Source organism: Microbacterium proteolyticum, assembly GCF_014192415.1.
GTDB classification, from domain to species: Bacteria; Actinomycetota; Actinomycetes; order Actinomycetales; family Microbacteriaceae; genus Microbacterium; species Microbacterium proteolyticum.
In genome coordinates this window covers 46,224-66,359 of sequence record NZ_JACHXY010000002.1, presented here as the reverse complement: position 1 = coordinate 66,359, position 20,136 = coordinate 46,224, and the positions used below count along the sequence as shown (strand labels likewise).

Genomic DNA, 20,136 nt, shown 5'->3' with positions numbered 1-20,136 from the left:
CGGGCGTGTGACGGCGCCCGTGGCCGAGTGACGATGACCTCTACGTCGAAGGGCAGTGGGCAGATTGGGTGCACGCGCACGACGGTGCTCTCTCTGCGACGGATGCCGCGTCGACCGCCGCAGCCCCGTTCGGCCGACCATCTCACCGCATGGGCCGACGGGGGCACGACAGATGCCGACAACCTCGAACCCGAGTGCCGACATCACCATCGTCTGCGTCACGAGACCGGGTGCACTCCCTCCCACGATCCCGAGACGGGCGATCTTCGCTGGACCTCACCTCTCGGAGCCACGTACGAGGCCGATGCACCCCCGTTCTGAGCCAGGGCATTCCAGGCACGCTCCCGAAGTCCTGTCCGGGGCCGAGGAGCACGACTGCCCCACCCCGACGCCCTGAACGAAGAGAACCCCCCGTCCCGAAGGACGAGGGGTTCTCGATGCGAATCCGTTGAAACTCAACGACCGCCGAAGTTCTTGAAGCGCTGGTTGAACTTCTCGACACGACCGGCCGAGTCCATGATGCGCTGCTTGCCCGTGTAGAACGGGTGCGAGGCCGACGAGATTTCCACGTCGATGACGGGGTACTCCACACCGTCGAGTTCGATCGTCTTGTCGCTGGAGACGGTCGAGCGGGTGAGGAACGTGTCGCCCGAACCGAGGTCGCGGAACACGACGGCCTTGTACGTGGGGTGGATGTCAGTCTTCATGGAAGGTCCTTTGAGAAGTGGTGCCCTGGATTCTGCCAGGACGTCAAAGTCTGCGGCGCCGAGGGCACCAACAGGAAAGTCTACCAGGCGCGAGCCCGATCGACGGTCAGCGAGGTCGGCCCGCATCTCGTGAGGGCAGACGCACCGACCGAACGTCAGACGGCGCGCGCCGCGTACCGGCCGGCTTCGTGGGTCAGGACGATCTCCAGGCCGAAGGTCGCCGTCAGGTTTTCGGCGGTCAGCGCCTCGCCGAGGGGACCGGATGCCACGACCTCACCGTCGCGCAGCAGCAGCACGTGGGTGAACCCGACCGGGATCTCCTCGACGTGGTGCGTCACCATCACCATCGCCGGCGTCGTCGGCGCCTGCGCATAGCCGGACAGCAGGCCGAGGAGCTCTTCGCGTGCCCCGAGGTCGAGGCTCGCCGTGGGCTCATCGAGCAGCAGCAGTTCGGGGTCGGTCATCACCGCACGCGCGATCTGCACGCGCTTCTGCTCGCCGTCGCTGAGTGTGCCGAACGTGCGATCGGCGAGATGGTCGAGCTTCCACTCGGCGAGCACCCGCAACGCGCGTCGCTCGTCGATGTCGTCGTAGTCCTCGCGCCACCGCCCCACGACCGAGAAGGCCGCGGTCAGGACGACATCGAGCACCGTCTCCTCCGGCGGCACCCGACGTGCCATGGCCGACGAGGCGAAACCGATCCGCGGGCGCAGCTCGAACACGTCTGTGCGTCCAAGCCGCTCGCCGAGGATCGTCACCGCACCCGACGTGGGGTGCAGCAGGGTGTCGGCGAGCTGCAGGACGGTGGTCTTACCGGCGCCGTTCGGTCCGAGAACGACCCAGCGCTCGTCATCCGCGACCGTCCAGTCGAGGTGGGACACGATGTCCCGACCGTTGCGGCGGACGACGACATCGGAGAACTCCAGCACCTGCGGCATGGGGCTAGCCTAGCCGCGCGCGGCAGGCCCCCGAGCGTGACGCGACATGCGAGGACGACGTCGGGGCTGTGGAGGATCGCCGCGCCGAAGGGATGCCGGACCGGGGCCGTTATTTCCCCGCAACCTCCGCGTACAGCGCCGCGGTGGTCTCGGCGATCGCCGCCCAGCTGAAGTCGTCGATGGCGCGCTGACGACCGGCCTGCCCGTAGGCGCGAGCCGTTTCGGCATCCATCACGACCTCGGTGAGCACGCGAGCCAGGTCGGAGACGAAGCGCTCGGGATCGACGGGCGTTCCCGTGCCGTCCTGCACCTGCTCGATAGGGACGAGTCGGCCGGTGACGCCGTCGACGACGACCTCGGGGATGCCACCGGTCGCGGTCCCCACGACTGCTGCACCGCACGCCATCGCTTCGAGGTTCACGATCCCCAGTGGCTCGTACACCGAGGGGCACACGAACGTCGTCGCAGCGGTGAGGATCGCACACAGTTCCGTGCGCGGCAGCAACCGGTCGATCCAGACGACACCGTCACGCGTCGCCTGCAGCCCGCGCACGAGCTCCTGCACCTCGGCCATGATCTGCGGGGTGTCGGGTGCGCCCGCGCACAGGATCAGCTGCACGTCCTTCGGCAGACGCTCGGCGGCGCGCAGCAGGTACGGCAGGCCCTTCTGACGGGTGATGCGTCCGACGAAGACGACCGAGGGACGCGTCGGATCGATCCCGACTGTCGCGAGGAAATCGTCGTCCGACACCGGATGCCACGACTCGGTATCGATGCCGTTGTAGATGACGCGCACCTTGGCGGGATCCAGCGACGGGTAGCTGCGCAGGATGTCGTCGCGCATGCCCGAACTCACGGCGACGACGGCGGCGGCGCCCTCGTAGGCGGTCTTCTCGATGTAGCTCGACACCGCGTACCCGCCGCCGAGCTGCTCGGCCTTCCAGGGCCGCAACGGCTCGAGGCTGTGGGCGGTGACGACGTGCGGGATGCCGTGGAGAAGGGATGCCAGGTGGCCGGCGAAATTCGCGTACCACGTGTGCGAGTGAACCACGTCGGCACCCGCGACGTCGGAGACGATCTCGAGGTCGGTGCCGAGGGTCTGGATCGCGCCGTTCGCGGAGGCCAGCTCAGCCGGCACGCCATAGGCGGTCGTGTCGGCCTCGTCGCGAGGAGCGCCGAAGGCGCGAACCTGCACGTCGGTGCCCTCGGAACGCAATGCCTTCACCAGCTCCGTGGCGTGGACCCCGGCTCCCCCGTAGATCTCCGGCGGGTACTCCTTGGTCACGATGTCGACGCGCATGAGACGAACCGTAGTACAGCACACGGCGCGCCGTACACGTATACCTGCATCCCCCCGCGCCCCCTAGGGTGGTGCCATGCCTGCAGCGCCGAAGGTCTTCGGAATCATCCTCGCCGGCGGCGAGGGAAAACGACTCATGCCCCTCACGGCCGACCGCGCGAAACCCGCCGTCCCGTTCGGCGGCCAGTATCGCCTGATCGACTTCGCGATCTCGAACCTGATCAACTCGGGCCTCAGACAGTTGGTCGTGCTGACGCAGTACAAGTCGCACAGCCTCGACCGTCACATCTCGCAGACGTGGCGCATGTCGCCGATGCTGGGCGCCTACGTCGCGTCGGTTCCCGCGCAGCAGCGCCTGGGTAAGAGGTGGTTCTCCGGTTCCGCCGACGCGATCCTGCAGTCGATGAACCTCATCCGCGACGAGAAGCCCGACATCGTCGCCGTCATCGGCGCCGACCACGTCTACCGCATGGACTTCAACCAGATGCTCGATGCGCACATCGCCTCCGATGCGCGCGCCACCATCGCCGGCATCCGTCAACCCATCGGGCTCGCGAACCAGTTCGGCGTCATCGACACCGATCCGACCGATCCGACGAAGATCCGCGAGTTCCTCGAGAAGCCGCAGAACCCGACGGGCCTGGCCGACGCCCCGCACGAGGTGCTCGCCTCGATGGGCAACTACATCTTCGACGCCGACGCCCTCGTCGAGGCCGTGACGCACGACGGCGAACTGCCGACCTCGGCACACGACATGGGCGGCGACATCGTCCCCTACTTCGTCAACCGCGGTGAAGCGGCCGTCTACGACTTCCAGCGCAACGACGTTCCGGGCTCCACGCCGCGCGACCGCTCGTACTGGCGCGACGTGGGCACGATCGAGTCGTTCTACGACGCCCACATGGACCTGATCTCCACCCTCCCGATCTTCAACCTCTACAACACCGACTGGCCGATCTACTCGCAGACCTTCAACGCCCCGCCGGCGAAGTTCGTGCGCGACTCGGTCGGACGCATCGGCAACGCGATCGACTCGATCGTCTCGCTCGGTTCGGTGCTGTCGGGCACGCACCTCGAGCGCAGCGTCGTCGGCCCATGGGCCCTCGCCGGCGGCGGCTCGACGATCACCGACTCGGTGCTCTTCGACAGCGTGCAGGTCGGCGCAGGGGCGCGCATCCACCGCGCGATCCTCGACAAGAACGTCGTGCTCGAGCCCGGTGCGACGATCGGCGTCGACCGCGACCGCGACCTCGCGCGCGGCTTCACCGTCACCGAGACGGGCATCACCGTCGTCGGCAAGGACGTGCACGTCCACGCGTGAACATCAGCCGGACCCGGATGCCAGGGGTCCCGGATACCCGAAGGGGCGGTGACCGCAATGGTCACCGCCCCTTCGGCATCCTGATCGGGAGACGCACGGACGCTCACGCGTGCGAACGCGTCGCGGCTGATCACCGCCACCGCTCGACGGTCGGATCAGACGCCCACACGTGCGAACGCGTCGCGGCTGATGCCCTTCTCGAGCACGGCCTTCGACCATTCGCGAGCACTGTGCAGGCTGTGGTCGCGGTAGTTGCCGCAGCTGTACGCGTCGGTGCCGGGCACGTCGTCCCACTGCACGTCCTCGGCGATCGCGCGCAGCGAGTCGGAGATCGCGTCGACGAGCGATGCCACGTCGGGCTCGCCCCACATGATCACGTGGAAACCGGTGCGGCATCCGAACGGCGAGATGTCGATGAGTCCGTCGATGCGGTCACGCACGAGGCTCGCAAGCAGGTGCTCGATGGTGTGCAGCCCCGCGGTGGGGATCTCACCCTCGTTCGGTTGCACGAGACGCAGATCGAAGTTCGAGATGACGTCGCCGCGCGGTCCCGACTCGGAGCCGATCAGGCGCACGTATGGTGCCAGCACGGCGGTGTGGTCCAGGGTGAAGCTCTCGACGTCGGCCATGGGGGGTCCCTTCTCGAAGGTCTGGGGTACCGGAAGAGACTACGCGCGCCCGCCGACATCGACGTCGGTCTGCGACACGGAGTGACCCGAAAGCCGCTGTGACGCCGGGCGGGCAGGTCCAGCGACCGGGCCCACCGGGCCGCCGCCCCTCGCGATCGATGCCGATCCTCGCGACCCGCTAGGGTCGAGCGCGTGCCTGCGCCCGCCCGCTTCCTCGTCGTGCTCGATGCCGACTCCACCCTGATCCGCAACGAGGTCATCGAACTCCTCGCCGACGAAGCCGGTCGCGGTGCCGAGGTCGCCGCCGCCACCGAAGCCGCCATGCGCGGCGAGGTCGACTTCGCCACCAGCCTGCGTTCCCGAGTGAAGGCGCTGACCGGAGTCTCCACCGACGCCTTCGCCCGCGCGATCGCCCGCATCGAACCCACTCCCGGTGTGCGCGAGCTCATCGCCGCGGTGCACGAGCGCGGCGGAGTCGTCGGCGTGGTCTCGGGCGGCTTCCACGAGGTGCTGGACACCATCGCCCCCGATCTCGGCGTCGACGTCTGGCGCGCGAACCGTCTCGCGACATCCGAGGGGGCACTCACAGGCGAGGTCGACGGTGGGATCGTGGATGCCACGGCCAAGGCCGAGACACTGCAGTCCTGGGCCGCCGATCACGGCGTCCCCCTCGCCCTGACCTTCGCGATCGGCGACGGCGCGAACGACCTCGAGATGATGGCGGTCGCCGGTCTGGGGCTGGCCTTCAACGCGAAGCCCACCGTGCGAGAACGCGCCGACCTCGTGATCGACGCCGTCGACCTCGCCGAGGTCATCGCCCTGCTGCCTCGCTGACCCGGTCGCGAGACGCCCGTCCGGGACGGACCCGCTCGACAGACCTCCGCCCTCGCGAGGTCCCCGAGCGCTTCGAAGGGACCGTCACCCGCCCCCGACGGTCCGCACGGTCCCTCTTCTCCGATGTCGTAACCCCGTCCTACGCTCCCCGCATGGACATCATCCTCGTACCCGGACTCTGGCTCACCGCGTCGTCGTGGGACGACCTCGTTCCCGCTCTCGAAGCGGCAGGGCACCGACCGCACCCGTTGAGCATGCCCGGTCCGGCGGTCGGCGACCTGGTCGTCGACGACTGGGTCGATGCCGTCGTCTCGGAGATCGACCGTCTCGATCAGCCCGTCGTGCTCGTCGGGCATTCAGGCGGGGGCAACGTCGTGTGGGGCGCCGCCGATCGGCGGCCCGAGCGCATCGCGCGCGTCATCTTGGTCGACACGATCGTGCCGCACCCCGGAGCGATGATCTCGGAGTTCCCCGTCCACGACGGGGTGGTGCACTTCCCGGGCTGGGACTTCTTCGACCACGACGACGTCGCCGATATCGACGACGAGACGCGTCGCCGCACCGCCGAACAGGTGGTCGACGTGCCCGGGCGGGTGCCGACCTCGCCCATCACCCTCGGTGACGACCGTCGGTTCTCGGTTCCCGTGACGATCCTGTCCGGTCAGCTCGACGCCGAGTCCCTGCCGCGCGTCCTCGCCGATTGGGGCGCGTACGCCGAAGAGTTCGGTCGCATCGTCGACGTCGAGGTCGTGCACCTCGGTTCGGGCCACTGGCCGCAATTCTCGCAACCCGCGGAGTTCGCGGAGAAGCTGGTGGCCGCTGTGCGGTAAGACCGCCGTCGGCGCTCACCCGGTTCGCGACCCGCGAGACCATCGCCGACATGGAGGCGTCGTTCTCCGGTGTGTTTTACGACCGGATGATCAAGGGCGAGTGGACGAACGCTGAGGGCGCCGTCTACCCGATGTGGGACCCCGCCCGTCACGTCATCCCGTTCGCGGACATGCCGCGCCTGCGGGACGTCATGGGCATCGGCATGGACTACGGCACGACGAACACGACCGCGGCGCTCATGCTCGGAGTGTCCGACGAACCGAAACCGCGCCTGATCCTGATGGACGAGTGGCGGTACAACCCGAAGGACCACAACGACCTCCGCCTCACCGACGCCGCCCTCTCCGAGAAGTTCCGGGCGTGGCTCCCGCAGGACCACACCCCGTACCCGCTGACCGTGCAGCCGCGGTTCCTTATGCTCGACCCGGCCGCCGCGTCGATGCACATGCAGATGCAGCAGGACCTCCGCGGCACCGGCCTCACACCGTGGCCGGCGGTGAACGACGTGCTCCCCGGTATCCAGGTTCCGCGACGGTGAGCCCCGCGCCTGCGGTCGCTTCGGGCAGTCGGGCGGCGAGGTCCATGTCGCGGCGTGCGCGTGAGGCGACCTCGGCGATCGCTTCGTCCTCCGCGTCGCGGAAGCGGTCGGCGATCTCCCGGCCGAGGTCCTCGACGATGTCCTCGATCGTGCGGTCGGGGTCCGGCTTGAACAGCGCCATTTACAGCTCCACCCCGCTACGTTCGGCGTATGGACCTTCTTCTGCCAGCGCTCCTGACGGGTACCGTCGTGGGAGCCGCAGTCACCGGCATCATGAGCCTGCTCAAGCCCGTCGTGGACTTTTGGTTGGCTGGCCTTCTCAAGCGTCAGCAGGACAAGGCGGAGCGTCGCAAGCTGGTCGAAGGTGTAGTGGACCGTCTGCGAACGCTGCGCGTGGACAACGTCGCAGCGGGCCGCGAGGGACGTTCCCCTAAATATGACCTCGTCCTAGGTGCAGCGGATGAAGCACTTCTCATTCACGACCGCGCATTTGCGGACTACCTCTCGCGAGACATCGAAAATGTCAGCGGCTTCGACGCGCTTTGCCGCTGGGAAGAAGATCACGGCGACGGGAACGGCGAAATGACGGCGGGCGAAGCTGCGCGCTCCGCTCGCTTCGACCACCTCAAAGAGCTCGTGAAGCGGACGTCCGAGTTCGCGGTCACGGGCAAATGGGAGAAGGAGTGGGCGCAGCAAGCGGTCGATCTCGAAAAGCGGATGAACAAAGCGTGGGACGAGACTCAGCCCTGAGAAACCTCACCGGCCGACTCACCGTCGAACTTTGCCGGGTCGGGGACCGTGCCGCGCTCCTCACGGATACGGCCGACCTCGACCTTGATCTCGTCCTCACCCCAGTCGGGGTTCGCGCGAGCGACCTTCTCCCATAGGCTGATCGCCCCGGCCGCATCCAGGAGCGACAGGGTCCGCGCGAGCTTCTCCGGGTCCTCCTGCGACACGTCGGGGAAGATCACCGTCGGCTGCTCGAACCGGCCGCCACCCTTCCCAGGGAAGAGCTTTCCGTCGAGCGCGAGCGCGACCGACGCCTGACGACTGATCGCGGCGCGGTCGTACAGGATCTTCTTGTCGCGGGTGCGCTCCGACGCCTTGTTCCGGTCGTCGACCTCCGTCGCGGTCTGCTGGCCGCCCTGCCCACCGCCGGAGTAGTCACCCCACGCGGACTGGGAATAGCCGGCGGCGCGGAGGATCTCCCGGTACAGGGCGAATGCGGTGCGCTCGTGCTGCTCGACACGGATCTCGAACTGGACCTTGTCGATGGTGAGCTTGTCGGGCTGGCCGGGGGAGTTCAGCCCGGCGAACACCTCGCGACCCATGTCGAACGCGGCACCCATGCCGGGGCCGAGGTAGTCGAGCATCGCGTCGGGAACGAGGATGCGGCCCGCGCCCTGACGGAGGTCGCGCATCCACGACGAGAACGTCTCGTCGAGCGCATCGAACAGGCCGTGCAGCCCCGCGTAGTCGGAGCGTCCCGTGTTGGCGAGGACGCCCTTCTTCCGCCATGCGCGGGTCGGCATGTTCGGGTTGTACGAGCAGGTGAGACGGTCGATGCCGGTGAGGATGCGGGAGTCCGCGTTCACCACGCTCGCGAATGCCGCCGTCTCGGGGCGGTCCTGCAGGGGGACGCGCTTGCCGAGGTTGGTCTCCGTCCCGCGGAACAGGGCGTGCTCGATCGCGCCGAGCTCGTGGTGCTCCAGGTGCCGGTACACGAACTGGGCGCGGTCCTCGCGATACTCGGTCCACATCGTGCACTCGACCATGACACCGCGGCGAAAGACGGGGATGACGACGTCGGCGGCGGCGACCTCGAGCCACACGTGATCAGCGACGTCGACGTCCCACGCGGAGGTGATGACCGTCGCGCCGAGCGCCGCTTTCAGCTCGCCCATGGTGTTCCAGGTGGCGTGCGCGGCTTCGCTGTTCGCAATGAGTTCGAGGCGCTTCTTCGCGATGTCGTTCCCGTCGGTGCCGAGGGACACCTCCGGCGGTTCCGCGAACACCAGGTCCGACGACAGCGTGGCGAGGTCGGCCGGGGCGGGGACGTGGATGCGGGTGCGGTTCTCGTTCGCGGGGACGGGGCGTCCCCAGAACATCTTCGACGCGGCGCCGACGAGCCCGCCACGGTACGCCTGCCCGCGGTGGGTGTGCGTGGCGGCGGCCTGACGGTCGGACGCGTAGAGACGCTCGAGCGCGGCGGTGTCGCCGAGTTGCCATGCCTCGTTCAGCGCGTACGCCTTGTACGCCTCATCCCACGGGGCGGGCGGCCACGCGGTGTTCTCGGCGGGGATCGGCATCAGGAGACCCCCTTCGGGTGGAGTGAGCCGCGGAGGGCACGATGTGTGAGGCAGGCGCGCTTTCCTGCCGTGCCAGGGATCTGTGTCCCGGCCGAGGTGCGCGCCCTCCGCGGTGTCTATGCGGCCGCGAGCTGCGGCTTCCAGTAGTTCGTCGTCGAGTGGGCGATGTACCGGCCGGCATCGAGGCTGTGATCGTTCTCCTTGACCACTTCGTCGTCACCGTTCTCAGTCGCCTTTGACGACCAGCGATATTCGGTGACCTCTTCGGTGAACCCTGTGCACCGGTCGGTGACGACGAGCTGCCCCGCGTCGAGGGCGTTCGCGATCGTCGGACCTCACCCTGCTCATGTGGGTGAACACGCCCGCCGGCGCGGCGCACGCGATCCAGTTCGCTCACGCCGCGCTGAACGCCTACCGCACGCTCGAGGTCGAGGAACGCGCGCAGACGGCACCCCCGCCCGCGCGGTGCCCCGAGTGTGGTCTGCTCACGGCGACACGGAACCGGGAGCGCGTCGTCGGGGCGTTCACCGTCGTCGAGTGCCAGCACTGCGGGCACCGGCTCGACAAGATCCGCACGGGCCCCGCGTCCTGGGGCGGGTCGACCGCCTGCGAGTCAGATGACGCGCTCGAGCACGTCGAATGTCCCGACGTCGACTGCGACTGCTGGTGTCACCTCATCGGCGTGCAGTCCCGCCACGCGGGCATCCCCGCCCTGTGGGACGCCGACCTCGCCACCGCCGCCCCCGGCTCCGCACCCCGCGACGCCTGGATCATCACCGACGCCCACACCATCAGCCGGACGTCCGCCCACGAGAGGAGTAGCGCTTGAAAACCGCGAGCGTCGAGCAAACGAACCAGGGCTGTCCTCTACCCGACCGTCGCCATTTTGGTGATCGCGACGTCACTGACCTGCGCGGCTACCACTTCGTACCGGCTCTGCGCCTCCCGCGTCTGAATCCTGGCCGTGCGCTTTCGCCGGTCGAACCACTCGAGATACAACTCTTCGCCGCTCTCGAAGTTCGAAATTTTTGCGCGATCGCCACGAACCCAATCGCCGTAGACGGTCGTGATAGGCGGGCTCCCCGCCTGCGCCCGCGCGGTGGCGGATGGGCTCATGACAGGACGGACCTTCGCGTCCCATGCCGTTCGTCGACCCCTGTAAGAGAGCGTCCATTGCTCGCCGCGGACGTGCTCGAGTTCCCAGACGACGCGCTTGCGACGGGCGACGACCCAGGTGACGGCAGCACCGGCGAGCGCGCCCGCCACGGCTCCCACAGCGTTGCCGAGCAAACTTCCCCACAGTTCGTCCACCATCGGAGCCTACCTACCGGACGGGAGTCGCATGAGTGACCAGAAATTACCCGCGTGGATCACCGTCAAGGTCGCCGCCCTCGTCGTCGGGAAGGCCGAGCGCACCGTGTACCGGTGGATCGACCGCGGCCTCCTCGCCACCGACACCGACGGTGAAGGCCGCACCGTCGTCCCGTCGAAAGCCGTCGGGCGTGTGGCCCTCACGCAGAAGCGCGGGCGGCCCCGCGGCATCCCGACACGCCGCTGAGGCGAACCCACCTTGAAAAAGGTGCAAAAGTGTCAAAACAGGCAGGATAAGAACTAGATCGTGGATCACTCCGCCCACGACGAAGCCCCGGCCCACACCATGTGGACACCCGGGGCTTGTCGATGGAGCCATCCATCTCACGCACTCTCGACCGTCTCGGACCGACGCGCCGCGCGTAGCTCTACGAGATGCCGATCACCGAGCGAGGTGAGAGTCCAGTAGGTCGACTTATCTGCAACACCGCGCTTCCGGATGCTCATATTCACGAGGCGGAGCGCTCGCAACTGAATGATCACCGATTGCCAGTCGTCCTCGTTCACGGAAAGGGTGAGTTCGGAGGCGTGGCGCGGCAGATTGTTGACCTGCGTGAGAAGCCAACCGTCGAGACGCTTGCGCAGCACCTGGCTTGAGGCCTCATCGATCATCAGCGGCCCGAGAGCACTGAAGACGTCGTCCCAGGGGACTGCAGTGGAACCCTCCCAGGTGCCGTCACCCCAACCCTTCACTGCAAGGCCGTATCGCAGCTTCACCAGATCGGAGCCTTGCGCGTACGTCGGGTCGGATTGCTCCGACTGGACTGCGCCGACGGCAGCGGTCTTCTCCATGTCGGCGAGGGTCGCGCGGAGGTCCGCAATTTCGGCTCGAGTCGCGTCAGTCATCGCATGTTCACCCCGCACCCAGCCGGGCTTAGGATGCTTCTTCATCAGCGCGACCAAACTGCGGGACACGGCGCCGCCGAGAGAAGCGGGGTCCGTGAATGTCTTCACCACACGCTTCTTAACCTTCTCTCGGAAGGCGTCCAAACGCTCGGCCGCAGCCGGGTCGAGCTCGGTTTTGCTGGCTGGGATATCTCCAGGTGACGCGTGGATGAACCCAGCAATTGGCTTTCCACGTTCGACGGCGTAGTCGAACTCCTTCTCCGTGTAGCTAACGCCCTCGGCTGTCACGCTGCCGTAACGCCCGCCGACAATAACCACGTAGTAGTCACTTTCATCGATCACCGTCCTGATCAATTCCCACTGGTCCTCGTTCGCAGCAGGGAACATCTCCATACCGGCGGGGATGCAGCTGAGTTCCAGAAGAGCCTGCATCACTTCACGTCGCTCGTCGACGAGATCCACGTAGGTCGAACTGACAAAGACTTGATGCTTCACGTCCACGTGCTCAGCATCTCAGAACTGGCTGCCGAAGGCGCACGCACAGGGCAAGAGGCCCGCGAAGAGGTGACCCCAAATGGCGATCAGCGACGCTCAGCGCGAACAGGTCCTCAACCTCCACGCCATCGGAGTGCCCCGCAACGAAATCTCCCGCCGCACCGGAGTCAGCGCCGGCTCCGTCACCAACATCTGCCGAGACGCCGGCCTGTCCTTTGACCGGTCAGCGACGAAACAGGCATCTGAGGCTCGGACGGTGGACCTCGCGGCTGGGCGTATCCGCCTGGCGGAGAAGATGCTGGCGGTGTCGGAGTCGATGCTCGACACGATCGACGACCCGTACATCGTGTTCAACTTCGGTGGCAGCGAGAACACGTACAACGAGCACGAGCTGGAGTCGGCGCCGGTGGAGGTGCGTCGGAACATCGTCACGACGGCGGGTATCACGTTCGACAAGCTGACCCGCATCGTGGAGCGGTCGGACACGGGCCTCGATCAGGCGGTGGGTGTGCTGGACACGATCGCGCGCGGCTTCGAGGCTGCCGCCGATCGGCTCCGTGTGGAGACGTCACCCGATGAGCGTTGACGAGCTCGAACGCCTCGTCTCCCGTGCGCAGCTGCTGTCCCTCGTCGACGCGGCGAAGTTCAAGCTGGCCCTGTGGTTCGGTGCTGTCTCCTCCGGGAAGACGGTGATCAGCCTGTGGGCGTTCCTGCTCGCGGTGCGTGTGGCCCCGAAGACGGGGATCATCGTGATCGTCGGTCGGACGATGACGACGGTGTACCAGAACATCTTCGTGCTGTTCCAGAACACGTCGATCTTCGGGACCGTCATCGCGTCGCAGATCGTCTACACGCCCGGCGCATCCTCCGCCCGCATCCTGGGCCGTGAGGTCATGGTCATCGGTGCGCACAACGCTGAGGCCGTCGGCCGCATCCAGGGTTCGACGGTGGCGCTCGCCTACGTCGACGAGGCCGCGCTCATGCCGGAACCGTTCTGGAACATGCTCGTCTCCCGCCTCCGCGTCGACGGCGCCCGTCTCCTCGCGACGATGAACCCCGCCTCCCGGAACCACTGGATCCGGAAGAACTGGATCGTCCCCGGCGCGGCGAAGAACCTCATCAGCTTCCACTTCACGATGCGGGACAACCCGAACCTCCCGGCGGACTACCCTCGCGGGTGGCGAGGTGCCGGTTGCAGGCGTCGAGCGTCTGCGCCACGAACGACGGCCTCCCCGGCATCCGCGCGTGCACGACGCTCGGGGAGCACCGCGTCACCTGCCTCGACCACCCCGGCTGGGCCGAGAAGACCCGCCCCGGCACCTGCCGCGGCTGCCTCCCCCTCGCGGCCGAGGTCGGGTTCCTCTGCCGCCACTGCTGGGACCTGGTCGAGACCGCCTTCGCTGGGTGGGAACGGTGGTCCTCGCTGATCGTCGCCGCCGGGGGGCGCGCCGTCGCGGCGACCGGTGGGCGCGGGTCGGCGGCGCTCGGGTATTCGAACCTCTCGCTGGCCATGCTCGAGCCGTCGCGAGCAGAACCGCATCCTCGCCGAACTCGCCGCCACCCGTGCGCGGGCACTCGCGGACCTCGCCCGCCTCGGCGAAAGGCTCGCCGACGGCCTCCGCCCCGCTGACCTTGCCGCGCGCCTCGTCGCTCTCGCGGCGCTTGAGGGGGAAGCGGCCGCCGCCGCGTCTCTCGGGATCGGTGGCAGGGGGCTCCGTCCGGTGCCGTTCACGTCGACCGCTGCTCAGGCTGCGTCGATGGTGGCGGTGTCGCTGGAGAACAGGCTGACGAACCTGCGGGAGCGGATCACTCGGTACCCGCGGGACGCGTACCAGCGCATCGTCGCCACGTACACGCCGTCCACGCTCCTCGGGATCACGACGTCGCAGGTGCAGCAGGCGCGCATCGTGCAACGCTTCCTCGCCGAGGGCATCACCGGCTTCGTCGACCGCAGCGGCCGCCGGTGGACGATCGGCGCGTACGCGGAGATGGCTGGGCGCACCAGCGTCGCCCGCGCGTACAACGACGCCGGCGTGTGGCGGATGCAGCAGAACGGCATCGAGCTCGGCACGATCAGCGGCGGCGCGGACGCGTGCCGGAAGTGCGCACCGTGGATCGGGAAGATCGTGTCTTTCGTCGGCACCACCGGCGACGTCGTCCTCCCCCACGCGACCCGCGGTGAGCCCGTGACCGTGCACATCGACGGGACCCTCGCGCAGGCGCGCGCCACTGGGTGGGGACACCCGAATGACCGGTGCAAGGTGGACGCGTACTCCCCCGGGCTCGCGATCCCTCAGCGAGACTTCCAGTACGACAAGCAGGCCGAGCACGAGCGCGCCGAGCAGCGCCGCCTCGAGCCGGAGATCCGGTCAGCGAAACGCAACCAGGCCGCCGCGATGACCGACACAGACGCGCGCCGTGCCGCACGCGACGTGGCGAAGGCTCAGGCCGAGATGCGCGGCTTCCTCAAGCAGACCGGGCGCAAGCGGTCGACGTACCGCGAGCAGCTGCGATTCGCAGACGGCTAGCTGAGATCGTCGCCGATAGCCCCGGATCGCTGCTGCCTGCGCACCCACATGTCTCGTTTGCCAATGCGGCGACCGAAAACACCTCCAGCGATACAGGACCCAACGACCGATGCGTAGCCCTGCCAACCGACCTTTCCATCCGTCGAAGATTCGATCCCCCATACTGCGAATCCGATAGCAATAGTCAACGCCAGCAACGCCACCGTCAACGTCCCTTCGTACCGTGGAGCCGCTGCCCTCAGCGAGTACCGAAGCACGATGAGGTCACGGGACCTCTCGACCAGATCCCTAGTCCGACCCTCTGGAATGGAACCGGACAGCGCTGTGATTCGCTCCGCGCGCTTCAGCGCGTCTGACCGACTGCTCACGAAGGCGATGCCTAGGCCGGATGCCGCCGCGACAAGAGCGACCGCAAGCGGAATGTAAGCGGCGATTGAACTGGCTTCTTGCACTCGACTTGCCTCTCGTCACACGGGATGCACCAGCTTCCCACGTAGAAAAGTCTCACCCATTTAGGCGCAAGTACGTCACCCGTTCCGCTGCTGCTCTTCCCCCACACACTCCGCGGCCGTCGTCGGCCCTGCACTTCGACGGCCGCGGTCCCCTCAGCGCTGAGTCGCAGAGATTTAAGCCTTCCTGGGTCTTTTAACCTTCCCGGACCGCAGCAATCTCGCCGTCCGGACGGCGCTCGACGCTATGCGGAGAACGACGGCGCCGCCGAGCAACGAGATCAAATGGCCGATAACTGCCAGGACCAGCTGCAGCTGGCGAGTCCCTTCGTAGGCCTCGTGGGTCGATGGCTGGGCGTACGCAATCGTCGACTGTAGGCCGAACATGATGCCCGCGCCGATGCCCGCGACCGCCCCGACAACTGCGATCTCGATCAGCTGAATGACCAGCCAGTCTCGGGTGGCCTGCCGATCAGCAGGGCCCGCGTCGACGACCTCTGCAGCCTTCTCCGACGCTATCCGCTCACCGTGCCTATCGAGGGCGCGTTCGATAGGTCGCGCGGCAAACGTGAATAGCAACCCGATAAACGCTCCAATGAGCGCGCCTGACCAGAACGTTTCGTTCATCTTTCCCCCGTCTGCCCCAACGCAAAGACGCTACCGGGTGCATACGTCGCTCACCGCAGGGGTGAAGCGAACCCACGAGCAGGAGGCTCACGAATGCCCACCACCCGCACCGTCGGCCCGCAGTTCCGCCCCGCGTTCGACCGCCCCTTCCTGCGGTACTTCGACGGTGAGATCGGCGCGCCCGGCGGCACCCCGCCCGCGGCCCCCGCCGAACAGACGCCGCCCGCGGCACCGGCGACGCCGCCCACCCCGACTCCCCCGCCCGCACAGCCCAGCGCACCGGCCACGCCCCCGGCGGCACCCGCGCCGATCAAGTATCAGGGCGACCCGGACGAGTATGTCCGCGAGCTGCGCAGCGAGGCCCGCACTCACCGCGAGGCCAAGGAGGCCGCCGAGAAGGAAGCAGCCGAGCGCGCGCAGGAGCGCGACGCCGCCGCCGCCGAGCGGGACACGCTCAAGCGCGAGCGGGCCGTGCTCCTCGCAGCCCCCCCGACTCGGCGCCCAAGCCGACCTGCTGCTCGACTCCTCGAGTTTCACCACAGCCCTCGCCGCTGTCGACCTCGCCGATCAGGCGGCCGTCGACAAGGCGATCACAGACGCGCTCGAGAGGAACTCGGCGTTCGAGGCAGGACCCACCCTCCCCGGAGCAAGCGGCCCCGGACACCAGGGCGGCCAGCCGACCCCCACCACCACCCCCTCCCTCGACGGCGCCGTGAAAGCGCGCCTCGGGGGCTGACTCCTCAAGGGAGATGAAACATGCCCGTATCCATCGCAGAGTCGAAGAAAAACGCGACCGACGATGTCGACGTGGCGGTGATCGACGAGTTCCGTAAGGAATCGGCCGTCATCGACTCGCTGATCTTCGACGACGTCGTGAACCCCGCCGGCGGCGGCGCGACCCTGACCTACGGCTACCGCCGCCTCGCCACGCAGCGCAGCGCCGGTTTCCGTGCGCTGAACACCGAGTACACGCCCGAGCACGTCACCACGACCGCGGTCTCGGTGAACCTCGCGCCCCTCGGTGGCTCGTTCGAGGTCGACCGTGTCATCGCGAAGATCGGCCCGGCCGCGTCCGGCGCCGTCACGCTCAACCTGCAGCAGACCGTCAAGGCCACCCGCACGAAGTTTCAGGACGCCGTCATCAACGGCGACACCGCGACCGACGCGAACGGCTTCGACGGCCTCGACAAGGCCCTCGTCGGCTCCACCACGGAGTCCGGCGTCGGCGTCGTGACCGACTGGTCCGACTTCGACACCAAAGCCCGCGCCGAGCACCGCGCGCTCGACAAGATCGACGAGTTCCTCGCGCTGCTCGACGGCGCGCCGACCGTCATCCTCGGCAACGCGTCCTCGCTCGCCCGTGTGCGCGCCGCGGCCCGCCGCGCCGGCCAGTACACGAAGGACCCCGTCGAGGGCCTCCTCGGCCCGAACGGTCGCCCGATCGAGCGCGAGACGTACGGTGGTGTGCTGTTCGCCGACCCGGGCAACAAGCCCGGCACGAACAACCCGATCATCCCGATCGCCACTCGCACCGTCGGCGGTTCGTCCGTGACCGGCCTGACCGATCTGTACGCGTACCGTGTCGGCCTCGACGGCTTCCACGGCGTGTCCATCGTCGGCGGCCAGCTCGTGCAGACATGGCTCCCTGACTTCTCGTCGGCCGGCGCCGTCAAGAAGGGCGAGGTCGAGCTCGGCCCGATCGCCGTCGCCCTCAAGGCCACCAAGGCAGCCGCCGTGCTGCGCAACGTGAAGGTGCGGTGATTCAGATGGGCAAGAGGACCATCACCACACCCGTCGAGAAGTTCACCGGCCTCGTCGCCGCCGCCGCCTCGGCACGCCGGGCCTCAGGCCTCGGGCCTCGGGCCTCGGGTCCCGGACCTAGGACCTCGGACCTCGGACCTCGGACCTCGGACCTCGAGTCTCAGGCCGAGGGTCCCGGGTCCCAGGTCACGAGGCCCCGGTGCGATGCGTCAGTGACCCATCCCGAGACCACCGTCGACGGGGATGACGGCGCCCGAGATGTACGCGGCATCGTCACCGGCCAGCCAGGTGACGACACCCGCGACCTCGTCGGGCGAGGCGAAACGACCGGCGGGGATGCTCTTCTTGTACTCCGCCTGGGTGTCGGCGGGCAGTTCGGCGGTCATTTCGGTCTCGATGAACCCGGGGGCGACGACGTTCGCGGTGATGCCGCGCGCGCCGAGCTCACGGGTCAGCGAACGGGCGAAGCCGATGAGGGCACTCTTGGAAGCGGCGTAGTTGATCTGCCCCGCCGAACCGTAGAGGCCGACGACGCTCGAGATGAGGATGACCCGACCCCAGCGCGCCTTCAGCATGCCCTTCGACGCGCGCTTGACCACGCGGAAAGCCCCGCCCAGGTTGGTGTTGACCACGCTGTCGAAGTCGTCTTCGCTCATGCGCAGCAGAAGGGTGTCTTTGGTCACCCCGGCGTTCGCCACGACCACGGCGATCGGGCCGAGCTCGGCCTCGACCTGCGAGAAGGCGGCATCCACGGCGGCCGCGTCCGTCACATCGGCACGGACGGTGAGTGTCCCCTCGGGGCCCTCGCCCGACCGGGCTGTGACGGCGACCTTCCACCCCTCGGCGACGAAACGCTCGGCGATGGCACGACCGATTCCTCGGTTTCCTCCGGTGACGACGACGACGCGGTCCTGGGACATGGTGACACTCCTGTGCGTACGGGGACGTAACCGGCCCAGCCTAGCGAGCGCCGCGTCGCGCCGCGCCGACGGCGGCGGGTCCGCGGATCACCGCGAGAGACGCGGGGTTTGACACGGGCCGAGCGGCGCTGGAACGCTGGGGCGCAGCGCGACGAAAGGCATCCCGTGAGCGACGACCGCACCAACGACCCCTCCCCGTACGGACACACGCCCGAGGCGACCGGCCCCGACGTCCCCTCCGGTCCGACGGGTGACCGCGTGCCCCCGGCACCCCCGTACGACGCTCCCCCGGCACCCGGCGGCGTAACCCCGTCGACGGGGCACGACGCCCCTCCGGCCCCGGCCTACGGCGCGCCCGCCTACCCGGCGCCCGCGTACGACCCGTCCACGCCCGGGGCCCCCGCCTACGGTCAGCAGAACTACGGACAGCAGAACTACGGTCAGCAGCCCTACGGCGCGCCCGCCTACGGCTACGGCGCGGCCCCGCGCGTCAACCCGCTGGCGATCGTCGCACTCGTGTCCTCGCTCGTGGGCTTGTTCGCCATCCCGGTCATCGGGCAGATCGTCGGCATCATCACGGGCCACATCTCGCTCAATCAGATCAAGGCGACGAGCGAACGCGGACGCGGTATGGCCCTGTCGGGCGTCCTCGTCGGCTACATCAGCCTCGGGCTCGGCATCCTCCTGATCATTCTGACGGCCGTCATCATCGGCGTCACCGGCGGAAGCGACGTGCGCTACGGCGCCTGAGCAACCGCGTGACTCCCTGCGGGTGCCGTCCATCGGGCGGCACCCGCAGCCGTTTCGGCGACGCTTGTCATGACGTCGAGACGACGCCCGCGAGAACGCGCCGACCCCCTCGCCGACGGGCGTACCCTGAGACCACTGTGAAGACAAACCGCGCCCAGTCTGCGACGTCGCTCCCCAAGGCACCTCGGGAGAGCGCCGACGGTCGTTTCGCCAAGTACATGTTGATGATGGGCATCCGCATCGGGTGCTTCCTCGCCATGGCACTCATCACGCCGTACGGCTGGTACACGTTCGTCTTCGCCGCGGGCGCCATCTTCCTGCCCTACGTGGCCGTGATTCTGGCGAACGTGGGCGAGGACGCGGCCGAGACGACGGCGATCAACCCGGAGCGCGCGATCGAGGCTCCGCGCCCGGCACCCGCGGCCGCCGTGGATCCCGAGGCGCCGCTCGTCATCCGCATCGCCGAGACTCCGGGCATCAGCGCCCCGCGCGACGACCGGTCGTGACCGACGCGCCACAGGCGTCGCCCGAACAGCCGGCGTCCGTCGAGCAGGGAGCGACCGCTCCGCAGGCCGCGTCCCCCGACCCGACGACGTCCGTCGAGCAGACGACGATCGCTCCGCAGACCGCGTTGCCCGAGCAGCCGACATCCGTCGAGCAGACGGAGTGCTCGCGAGCGGGATGCCGGGACAAAGCCATCTGGGCCCTCCGCTGGCGCAACCCCCGCATCCACGCCGCCGACCGCCGCAAGACGTGGGTCGCGTGCGATGAGCACGTCGTCTACCTCCGGGAGTTCCTGAGCGCGCGGGACTTCCCCGTCGAGGTCGCCGCCCTCGCGGTGCGACCCGCGTGAGCACGCGCACGCTCTGACCGACGTACCCTGGAAGCGTGGCGAGGGAGGATGACGTGAGCGGTTTCGCAGCGCAGGTCATCGGAGACCGCCCGTGAGCGTCCGAGAGACCCCCGCCGCCGCCCGATGGGC

25 protein-coding genes are annotated in these 20,136 nt (G+C 68.2%); 15 read left to right on the top strand and 10 right to left on the bottom strand.

The genetic code is table 11. The annotated features are described in order from the left end of the window. The first annotated feature begins 33 nt into the window (after positions 1–33). The gene (locus tag FHS07_RS08610; RefSeq protein ID WP_343054659.1) at positions 34–321 is read left to right on the top strand and encodes an HNH endonuclease signature motif containing protein; all 288 of its coding nucleotides are present in this window, start codon (positions 34–36) and stop codon (positions 319–321) included. A 134-nt stretch (positions 322–455) separates the two neighbouring features. Here FHS07_RS08610 and FHS07_RS08605 read toward each other — a convergent pair whose 3' ends face one another. The 3 genes from FHS07_RS08605 to glgA form a co-directional block, all read right to left on the bottom strand. Continuing rightward, positions 456–707 carry a type B 50S ribosomal protein L31 gene (locus FHS07_RS08605; RefSeq protein WP_013586710.1) on the bottom strand — a complete coding sequence of 84 codons (252 nt, stop codon included), beginning with the start codon at positions 705–707 and terminating at the stop codon, positions 456–458. Between the two features lie 155 nt (positions 708–862). Continuing rightward, a complete protein-coding gene (locus FHS07_RS08600; protein ID WP_183419519.1) occupies positions 863–1,645 on the bottom strand; it encodes an ABC transporter ATP-binding protein in 783 nt (260 codons plus the stop codon). Positions 1,646–1,754: 109 nt separating this feature from the next. After that, positions 1,755–2,945: a glycogen synthase gene (gene glgA, locus FHS07_RS08595; RefSeq protein WP_183419518.1), complete on the bottom strand. Its 1,191-nt coding sequence runs from the start codon at positions 2,943–2,945 to the stop codon at positions 1,755–1,757. 76 nt (positions 2,946–3,021) lie between these two features. Here glgA and glgC point away from each other — a divergent pair, with 76 nt between their 5' ends. After that, positions 3,022–4,266, top strand: coding sequence for a glucose-1-phosphate adenylyltransferase (gene glgC / locus FHS07_RS08590; protein ID WP_055955094.1), 1,245 nt, complete (start codon positions 3,022–3,024; stop codon positions 4,264–4,266). A 155-nt stretch (positions 4,267–4,421) separates the two neighbouring features. Here the strand turns inward: glgC and FHS07_RS08585 are convergent, their stop codons facing one another. Continuing rightward, entirely contained in the window at positions 4,422–4,895 is a 474-nt protein-coding gene (locus tag FHS07_RS08585) for an S-ribosylhomocysteine lyase (protein WP_183419517.1), read from the bottom strand. Between the two features lie 192 nt (positions 4,896–5,087). Here FHS07_RS08585 and serB point away from each other — a divergent pair, with 192 nt between their 5' ends. The 3 genes from serB to FHS07_RS08570 all read left to right on the top strand — a co-directional run bounded on the left by serB (position 5,088) and on the right by FHS07_RS08570 (position 7,098). After that, complete coding sequence (gene serB / locus FHS07_RS08580; RefSeq protein ID WP_183419516.1) at positions 5,088–5,729, top strand: phosphoserine phosphatase SerB; 642 nt, start codon at positions 5,088–5,090, stop codon at positions 5,727–5,729. 152 nt (positions 5,730–5,881) lie between these two features. Further along, on the top strand, positions 5,882–6,559 hold the full coding sequence (locus FHS07_RS08575; protein WP_183419515.1) for an alpha/beta fold hydrolase: 678 nt from the start codon (positions 5,882–5,884) through the stop codon (positions 6,557–6,559). 50 nt (positions 6,560–6,609) lie between these two features. Then, positions 6,610–7,098: a hypothetical protein gene (locus FHS07_RS08570; RefSeq protein ID WP_183419514.1), complete on the top strand. Its 489-nt coding sequence runs from the start codon at positions 6,610–6,612 to the stop codon at positions 7,096–7,098. Here the strand turns inward: FHS07_RS08570 and FHS07_RS08565 are convergent. After that, positions 7,040–7,279: a hypothetical protein gene (locus FHS07_RS08565; RefSeq protein WP_183419513.1), complete on the bottom strand. Its 240-nt coding sequence runs from the start codon at positions 7,277–7,279 to the stop codon at positions 7,040–7,042. The two genes, FHS07_RS08570 and FHS07_RS08565, sit on opposite strands and share 59 nt — an antisense overlap. Positions 7,280–7,308: 29 nt before the next feature. Here FHS07_RS08565 and FHS07_RS08560 point away from each other — a divergent pair, with 29 nt between their 5' ends. Continuing rightward, a complete protein-coding gene (locus FHS07_RS08560; protein WP_183419512.1) occupies positions 7,309–7,848 on the top strand; it encodes a hypothetical protein in 540 nt (179 codons plus the stop codon). Here FHS07_RS08560 and FHS07_RS08555 read toward each other — a convergent pair. Beyond that, on the bottom strand, positions 7,839–9,407 hold the full coding sequence (locus tag FHS07_RS08555; RefSeq protein WP_183419511.1) for a phage portal protein: 1,569 nt from the start codon (positions 9,405–9,407) through the stop codon (positions 7,839–7,841). The genes FHS07_RS08560 and FHS07_RS08555 overlap by 10 nt on opposite strands. A 352-nt stretch (positions 9,408–9,759) precedes the next feature. Here FHS07_RS08555 and FHS07_RS08550 point away from each other — a divergent pair, with 352 nt between their 5' ends. Continuing rightward, positions 9,760–10,236 (top strand): hypothetical protein, encoded by a 477-nt coding sequence (locus FHS07_RS08550; protein WP_183419510.1) that lies wholly within the window; start codon positions 9,760–9,762, stop codon positions 10,234–10,236. Between the two features lie 38 nt (positions 10,237–10,274). Here the strand turns inward: FHS07_RS08550 and FHS07_RS08545 are convergent, their stop codons facing one another. Beyond that, a complete protein-coding gene (locus tag FHS07_RS08545) occupies positions 10,275–10,718 on the bottom strand; it encodes a hypothetical protein (RefSeq protein WP_183419509.1) in 444 nt (147 codons plus the stop codon). 31 nt (positions 10,719–10,749) lie between these two features. Here FHS07_RS08545 and FHS07_RS08540 point away from each other — a divergent pair, with 31 nt between their 5' ends. Beyond that, positions 10,750–10,965, top strand: coding sequence for a hypothetical protein (locus tag FHS07_RS08540; protein WP_183419508.1), 216 nt, complete (start codon positions 10,750–10,752; stop codon positions 10,963–10,965). 137 nt (positions 10,966–11,102) lie between these two features. On the opposite strand, the gene FHS07_RS08535 is transcribed toward FHS07_RS08540, so the two are convergent. Next, on the bottom strand, positions 11,103–12,125 hold the full coding sequence (locus FHS07_RS08535; RefSeq protein WP_183419507.1) for a DUF4062 domain-containing protein: 1,023 nt from the start codon (positions 12,123–12,125) through the stop codon (positions 11,103–11,105). A 73-nt stretch (positions 12,126–12,198) separates the two neighbouring features. Between FHS07_RS08535 and FHS07_RS08530 the strand changes: the two genes are divergently transcribed. The 3 genes from FHS07_RS08530 to FHS07_RS08520 all read left to right on the top strand — a co-directional run bounded on the left by FHS07_RS08530 (position 12,199) and on the right by FHS07_RS08520 (position 14,647). Then, positions 12,199–12,705: a hypothetical protein gene (locus FHS07_RS08530; RefSeq protein ID WP_183419506.1), complete on the top strand. Its 507-nt coding sequence runs from the start codon at positions 12,199–12,201 to the stop codon at positions 12,703–12,705. Further along, complete coding sequence (locus tag FHS07_RS08525; RefSeq protein ID WP_183419505.1) at positions 12,695–13,546, top strand: phage terminase large subunit; 852 nt, start codon at positions 12,695–12,697, stop codon at positions 13,544–13,546. Before FHS07_RS08530 ends, FHS07_RS08525 begins: the two co-directional genes overlap by 11 nt. Positions 13,547–13,840: 294 nt before the next feature. Continuing rightward, positions 13,841–14,647 (top strand): phage minor capsid protein, encoded by an 807-nt coding sequence (locus FHS07_RS08520; RefSeq protein WP_183419504.1) that lies wholly within the window; start codon positions 13,841–13,843, stop codon positions 14,645–14,647. Positions 14,648–15,273: 626 nt separating this feature from the next. Here the strand turns inward: FHS07_RS08520 and FHS07_RS08515 are convergent. Next, positions 15,274–15,723, bottom strand: coding sequence for a hypothetical protein (locus tag FHS07_RS08515; RefSeq protein WP_183419503.1), 450 nt, complete (start codon positions 15,721–15,723; stop codon positions 15,274–15,276). A 756-nt stretch (positions 15,724–16,479) separates the two neighbouring features. On the opposite strand from FHS07_RS08515, the gene FHS07_RS08510 reads away from it, so the two are divergent. Beyond that, complete coding sequence (locus tag FHS07_RS08510; RefSeq protein WP_183419502.1) at positions 16,480–17,484, top strand: major capsid protein; 1,005 nt, start codon at positions 16,480–16,482, stop codon at positions 17,482–17,484. A gap of 209 nt (positions 17,485–17,693) precedes the next feature. On the opposite strand, the gene fabG is transcribed toward FHS07_RS08510, so the two are convergent. Continuing rightward, positions 17,694–18,404, bottom strand: coding sequence for a 3-oxoacyl-ACP reductase FabG (gene fabG / locus FHS07_RS08505; protein WP_183419501.1), 711 nt, complete (start codon positions 18,402–18,404; stop codon positions 17,694–17,696). A gap of 165 nt (positions 18,405–18,569) precedes the next feature. On the opposite strand from fabG, the gene FHS07_RS16675 reads away from it, so the two are divergent. The 3 genes from FHS07_RS16675 (at position 18,570) to FHS07_RS16895 (ending at position 20,007) form a co-directional block, all read left to right on the top strand. Next, positions 18,570–19,154 (top strand): DUF4190 domain-containing protein, encoded by a 585-nt coding sequence (locus tag FHS07_RS16675; RefSeq protein WP_183419500.1) that lies wholly within the window; start codon positions 18,570–18,572, stop codon positions 19,152–19,154. Between the two features lie 137 nt (positions 19,155–19,291). Next, positions 19,292–19,660 (top strand): DUF3099 domain-containing protein, encoded by a 369-nt coding sequence (locus FHS07_RS16475; protein WP_183419499.1) that lies wholly within the window; start codon positions 19,292–19,294, stop codon positions 19,658–19,660. Continuing rightward, entirely contained in the window at positions 19,657–20,007 is a 351-nt protein-coding gene (locus tag FHS07_RS16895; RefSeq protein WP_425488147.1) for a hypothetical protein, read from the top strand. Before FHS07_RS16475 ends, FHS07_RS16895 begins: the two co-directional genes overlap by 4 nt. The last annotated feature ends 129 nt before the right edge of the window (positions 20,008–20,136 follow it).

Excerpts from the sequence above, each read along its gene's own strand:
- glgA (WP_183419518.1), bottom strand. The coding sequence starts at position 2,945 with ATGCGCGTCGACATCGTGACCAAGGAGTACCCGCCGGAGATCTACGGG.
- glgC (WP_055955094.1), top strand. The coding sequence starts at position 3,022 with ATGCCTGCAGCGCCGAAGGTCTTCGGAATCATCCTCGCCGGCGGCGAG.
- FHS07_RS08565 (WP_183419513.1), bottom strand. The coding sequence starts at position 7,279 with ATGGCGCTGTTCAAGCCGGACCCCGACCGCACGATCGAGGACATCGTC.
- FHS07_RS08610 (WP_343054659.1), top strand. The coding sequence starts at position 34 with ATGACCTCTACGTCGAAGGGCAGTGGGCAGATTGGGTGCACGCGCACG.
- FHS07_RS08525 (WP_183419505.1), top strand. The coding sequence starts at position 12,695 with ATGAGCGTTGACGAGCTCGAACGCCTCGTCTCCCGTGCGCAGCTGCTG.
- FHS07_RS08605 (WP_013586710.1), bottom strand. The coding sequence starts at position 707 with ATGAAGACTGACATCCACCCCACGTACAAGGCCGTCGTGTTCCGCGAC.
- FHS07_RS08585 (WP_183419517.1), bottom strand. The coding sequence starts at position 4,895 with ATGGCCGACGTCGAGAGCTTCACCCTGGACCACACCGCCGTGCTGGCA.
- FHS07_RS08570 (WP_183419514.1), top strand. The coding sequence starts at position 6,610 with ATGGAGGCGTCGTTCTCCGGTGTGTTTTACGACCGGATGATCAAGGGC.
- FHS07_RS08510 (WP_183419502.1), top strand. The coding sequence starts at position 16,480 with ATGCCCGTATCCATCGCAGAGTCGAAGAAAAACGCGACCGACGATGTC.
- FHS07_RS08515 (WP_183419503.1), bottom strand. The coding sequence starts at position 15,723 with ATGAACGAAACGTTCTGGTCAGGCGCGCTCATTGGAGCGTTTATCGGG.
- FHS07_RS08555 (WP_183419511.1), bottom strand. The coding sequence starts at position 9,407 with ATGCCGATCCCCGCCGAGAACACCGCGTGGCCGCCCGCCCCGTGGGAT.
- FHS07_RS08560 (WP_183419512.1), top strand. The coding sequence starts at position 7,309 with ATGGACCTTCTTCTGCCAGCGCTCCTGACGGGTACCGTCGTGGGAGCC.
- fabG (WP_183419501.1), bottom strand. The coding sequence starts at position 18,404 with ATGTCCCAGGACCGCGTCGTCGTCGTCACCGGAGGAAACCGAGGAATC.
- FHS07_RS08575 (WP_183419515.1), top strand. The coding sequence starts at position 5,882 with ATGGACATCATCCTCGTACCCGGACTCTGGCTCACCGCGTCGTCGTGG.
- FHS07_RS08540 (WP_183419508.1), top strand. The coding sequence starts at position 10,750 with ATGAGTGACCAGAAATTACCCGCGTGGATCACCGTCAAGGTCGCCGCC.
- FHS07_RS08600 (WP_183419519.1), bottom strand. The coding sequence starts at position 1,645 with ATGCCGCAGGTGCTGGAGTTCTCCGATGTCGTCGTCCGCCGCAACGGT.
- FHS07_RS08530 (WP_183419506.1), top strand. The coding sequence starts at position 12,199 with ATGGCGATCAGCGACGCTCAGCGCGAACAGGTCCTCAACCTCCACGCC.